Annotated in this window: 2 protein-coding genes; both read left to right on the top strand. The window is 56.5% G+C overall.

Annotation, left to right across the window (positions count from 1 at the left end; all coding sequences use genetic code 11):
- Nucleotides 1–2,068: ATP-dependent DNA helicase RecG (gene recG / locus Q0510_RS22710; RefSeq protein WP_298716853.1), on the top strand; the 2,068-nt coding region annotated here is incomplete at its 5' end.
- 193 nt (nt 2,069–2,261) lie between these two features.
- On the top strand, nt 2,262–4,618 hold a 2,357-nt coding region (locus tag Q0510_RS22705), incomplete at its 3' end, for an SBBP repeat-containing protein (RefSeq protein ID WP_298716851.1).

Below are 4,618 nucleotides of genomic sequence, written 5' to 3'. Positions count from 1 at the left end.
GAAGGGCGTAGGCCCGCAGAAAGGCGAGCTGTTGCGCAAGGAAATCAATATCCATACCTTCCGCGACCTGCTCGAATATTTCCCTTTCCGGTATATCGACCGCACCCGGATCGACAAGATCCGGCACCTGAGCGGCATGGAAGAATTCGTACAGATCCGCGGCCGCATCGTGCATATGGAAGTAGTGGGGGAGAAGCGCGCCAAACGCCTGGTGGCTACGTTCCAGGACGAAACGTCCCGCATGGAGCTCGTGTGGTTCCAGGGCTGGCAGTGGATGGAGAAATCGCTCCGCGAGAACGTCCAGTACCTCGTGTACGGCCGCATGTCGCAGTTCAACGGCAAGCTGCAGATCTCCCACCCGGATATGGAACTGGTAACCGAAGAAACGGCGGAAGGCAAACAAACGCTGGAACCCGTTTACTACACCACCGAGAAACTCAAAACCCGCGGGCTCACGGCCAAAGCCATCGGCAAACTGAGCCGCAACCTGCTGGAACAGCTTTCTTTGTCCGAGATCCGTGAGAATATTCCAGCGTCCGTATTGCAGCAATACCGCCTCATGCCCCGGTCGCAGGCGTATTTCAAAATTCACCTGCCCGCATCGGAGGAAGAAGCGAAGCAAGCCCAGCGCCGCCTTAAATTCGAAGAACTTTTCATCGCGCAGATCCGCATCTGCCGCATCAAACTACGCCGCCACAAGAATTCGCAGGGATATGTGTTCAACGCCGTGGGCGACGTTTTCAATAATTTCTACAACGATCACCTTCCCTTCCCGCTGACCGGCGCACAGAAGCGCGTATTGAAAGAAATCCGGAAAGACACGACCACCGGCCGCCAGATGAACCGCCTCGTACAGGGCGATGTGGGCAGCGGCAAGACCATGGTGGCTTTGCTTTCGCTGCTCATCGCGATCGACAACGGGTTCCAGGGCTGCCTCATGGCGCCCACCGAAATCCTCGCCCAGCAGCACTTTAAAGGCATCTCCGAGCTCCTGAAAGATATGCCCGTTAACGTGGCCCTGCTGACCGGCAACGTGAAAGGAAAAGCCCGTAAGGAAATCCTCGCCGCCGCGGCGGAAGGCAATATCCACATCCTCATCGGCACGCACGCCCTGCTGGAAAAGGAAGTCGTTTTCCAGCGCCTCGGCATGGCGATCGTGGACGAACAGCACCGCTTCGGCGTGGCGCAACGGGCAAGGCTATGGGAAAAAAGCGATACCCCGCCGCATATCCTCGTGATGACGGCCACACCTATCCCGAGAACGCTCGCCATGACCGTTTACGGCGACCTCGACGTGTCGGTGATCGACGAGATGCCGCCTGGCCGAAAGCCCATCACAACTGTGCATCGAACTGAGTACCAGCGCCCCCAGGTGATGGATTTTATCAAGGAAGAAATCCGGAAAGGAAGGCAGGCGTACATCGTGTACCCGTTGATCGAGGAGTCCGCCAGCCTGGATTTCGAGAACCTCACAAAAGGGTACGAGGAAGTGAAAGCCTTTTTCCCGGAACCGAAATATTGGATCAGCATGGTCCACGGTAAGCAGCGGCAGGACCTCAAGGAAGCCAATATGCACCGCTTTGTAACCGGCGACACGCAGATCATGGTGGCCACCACGGTGATCGAAGTAGGGGTGAACGTGCCCAATGCCTCGGTGATGGTGATCGAAAGCACGGAGCGCTTCGGGCTGTCGCAGCTCCACCAGCTGCGGGGGCGCGTAGGGCGAGGGGCGGAACAGAGTTACTGCATCCTGATGACAGGCAACAAGATCGGCAAGGATTCGCAGGAGCGGGTAAAGGTGATGGTCCAGACGAACGACGGGTTCGTGATTTCGGAGAAGGATATGGAACTGAGGGGGCCCGGCGATATTGAAGGCACCCGGCAGAGCGGGCTCCTCGATCTCAAACTGGCCGATATCGTCCAGGACCGCGCCATGCTGGCCGCCGCCCGTGAAGTCGCGGAAAAAATCCTGACAGACGATCCCGACCTGGCCCTGCCCGAAAACCAGCCGCTGCACGATTTTCTCGCCACCCAACGGTCAAAATCCGCCTGGAGTAAAATATCCTGACGGCTTTTACGTTGTTCATGTTGGAATGACCGGCAGGGATGGTTTGTTTTGCATGTTGAGCCCGCCTGATACCTTATTGTGAACCGTCCACTGCCGGTCGCCAACCTAATCCGGACCGTAACATTTTACTGCTCCCGTCCGTTAATTAAAGTATACAAGTTTTACTGGGACAATCTAAAAACGTTATACCGTCTTGAAATCTACTCGCCCTATCGGAATATTCAGTCTGCTGCAGATCTTTTTACTGGTGTTGATCGCCGGGAAGGCACGGTCGCAGGAAGCCGCTCATAACCATGGCGGGATCAGTTCCGCGATTGAATTTGTGGAGAATAAGGGTCAGTGGAAAGATCCCTTCGAGTATAGGGCCAACCTGGGCGGCGTCAACATCTTCCTGAAGAAGAACGCCATCCGGATGCTGTTCCTGCACCCGGAGGATATGAAACAAATGCTCGACAACCAGCACGGAGTTCCGAAAAATATTACCGGGGGGAAGCCCCCCATCATCCACATCGATAAAAAGAAAAACCAGACCAGGGGCATCAGCGCCCCGGCTCCGGGAGACGATACGCCCGGTGGCGGCGGCAGCGGTAGCGGGTATGTGCCCGGCCAGGTGAGAGGGCACGCTTACGAAGTGACTTTCCTGCAGGCCAATCCCAACCCCGTCATCACCCCATCCAAACCTTCCCAGGAGAATATCAGCTATTTCAGGGGGAAAGACCGCTCGCGCTGGCAAACCGGGATTTCGGCCTACACTTCCATCCTTTACGAAAATCTTTACCCCAACACCGATATGCAGGTGTATTCCGAAAGTGGCCAGATGAAATATGATTTCATTGTCCACCCCGGCGGCAATCCCGATGCCATCCGGATGGAATATACAGGCGCCCAGTCGGTTACCTTGAAAAAAGGGAACATCCATATCCAGACTTCCGTAGGCGAGATCGTGGAACTGATGCCGTTTGCCTACCAGTTCATCGACAACCAGCGCAAAAAAGTTAACGTACAATACCAATTGAAGGGCAATACCCTCAGCTTCCGGGTTTCCGGGAGATACGACAACGCCTATCCACTGGTGATAGACCCCGTAGTGGTTTTTGCTACACTGACCGGCTCCCGCGCCGATAACTGGGGATATACGGCCACCTATGACGACGCCGGTAACTTTTATGGCGGCGGCATCGCGCGCGAACCGGGATTCCCGACGTCCATGGGCGCAATCCAGAGTGCCTTCCGGGGCGGAGACTGCGATATGGCCATCGTAAAATTCAATGCATCCGGCAGCCGCTTGTTATACAGCACCTATATCGGTGGAGCCGGCGACGACCAGCCGCACTCCCTGTTCGTGGATGGCGCGGGCAACCTCGTTATCGCCGGGCGAACCAACTCTCCCGACTTTCCTTCTGATTCCACCATTGGGCCCGGTGGCGGTTCGGGGCACGATATCGTGGTCGCAAAGATCAATACCAACGCTACCGCTATTATCGGCTGCCTGCGCATCGGCGGGTCGGGGTTGGATGGCGCCAATATGCAAACGCAGAAGACCGGTCTCATCAACCAGTTGCTGCGCAATTACGGCGACGACGCCCGGAGCGAAGTTGTGCTCGACGGCGCCGGAAATATCTACGTGGCCGGCTGTACCCAATCTTCCGACTTCCCCACCACCGCAGGCGCATTCCAGCGCACATTCGGCGGCGGCCAGGATGGCGTGGTGATCAAGATCAATCCCGATTGCAGCGATATTATCTGGTCGACCTATCTCGGCGGCAGCCAGGCGGATGCGGCATATGTTTTGGCGCTGAATGGCAACAACTCCATTTATGTGGCCGGCGGTACCGCCAGCAGCAATTTCCCGATGCGGGGCAACAGCGTTTACGGCGCTTACCGCGGAGGGCAATGCGACGGTTATATTGCACAATTGTCGGCCGATGGGAGGAATTTATTGAATTCAACATTCCTCGGTTCCGACAATGGCCGTGCCGATCAGGTGTACGGGATTCAGCTGGACAGGCTGGGCGATGTATATGTGATGGGTACGACCGAGGGCAACTGGCCGATCCGGCAACCGGCAGGGACGCCGACTTTTTACAATGATAATTCCAGGCAGTTCATCACCAAATTGCGGCCCGACCTGTCGGCCCTCATATATTCCACCACTTTCGGGACGAGCAGTTCCGTGCCCAGCATTTCGCCGGTGGCGTTCCTGGTGGATCGTTGCCAGAATGTGTATGTATCGGGATGGGGTGGAGAACTGAATCATCAATTCCATGCGAACGCAAGTACCCGTGGCCTGCCGGTGACGCCGGATGCGCGGCAGTCGCGGACGGACGGGAGTGATTTTTATTTCTTCGTCATGAAGCGGGATGCGCTTGGTATTTTATATGGGACTTATTTTGGAGGGAACGGATTGTTAGAGCACGTGGACGGGGGCACGAGCCGTTTCGACCGTAACGGGGTGATTTACCAGGGAATTTGCGCTTCCTGCCAGTTGCGCCCGCCGCGCACGAGGTTTCCTACGACGGCAGGTTCTTATTATACGGGGATGACGGACGT

The organism is uncultured Chitinophaga sp. (assembly GCF_937874145.1).
In the GTDB taxonomy this organism is placed as follows: Bacteria; Bacteroidota; Bacteroidia; order Chitinophagales; family Chitinophagaceae; genus Chitinophaga.
The sequence above is the reverse complement of the archived record's forward strand: the minus strand, read 5'-3'. Positions and strand labels throughout refer to the sequence as shown.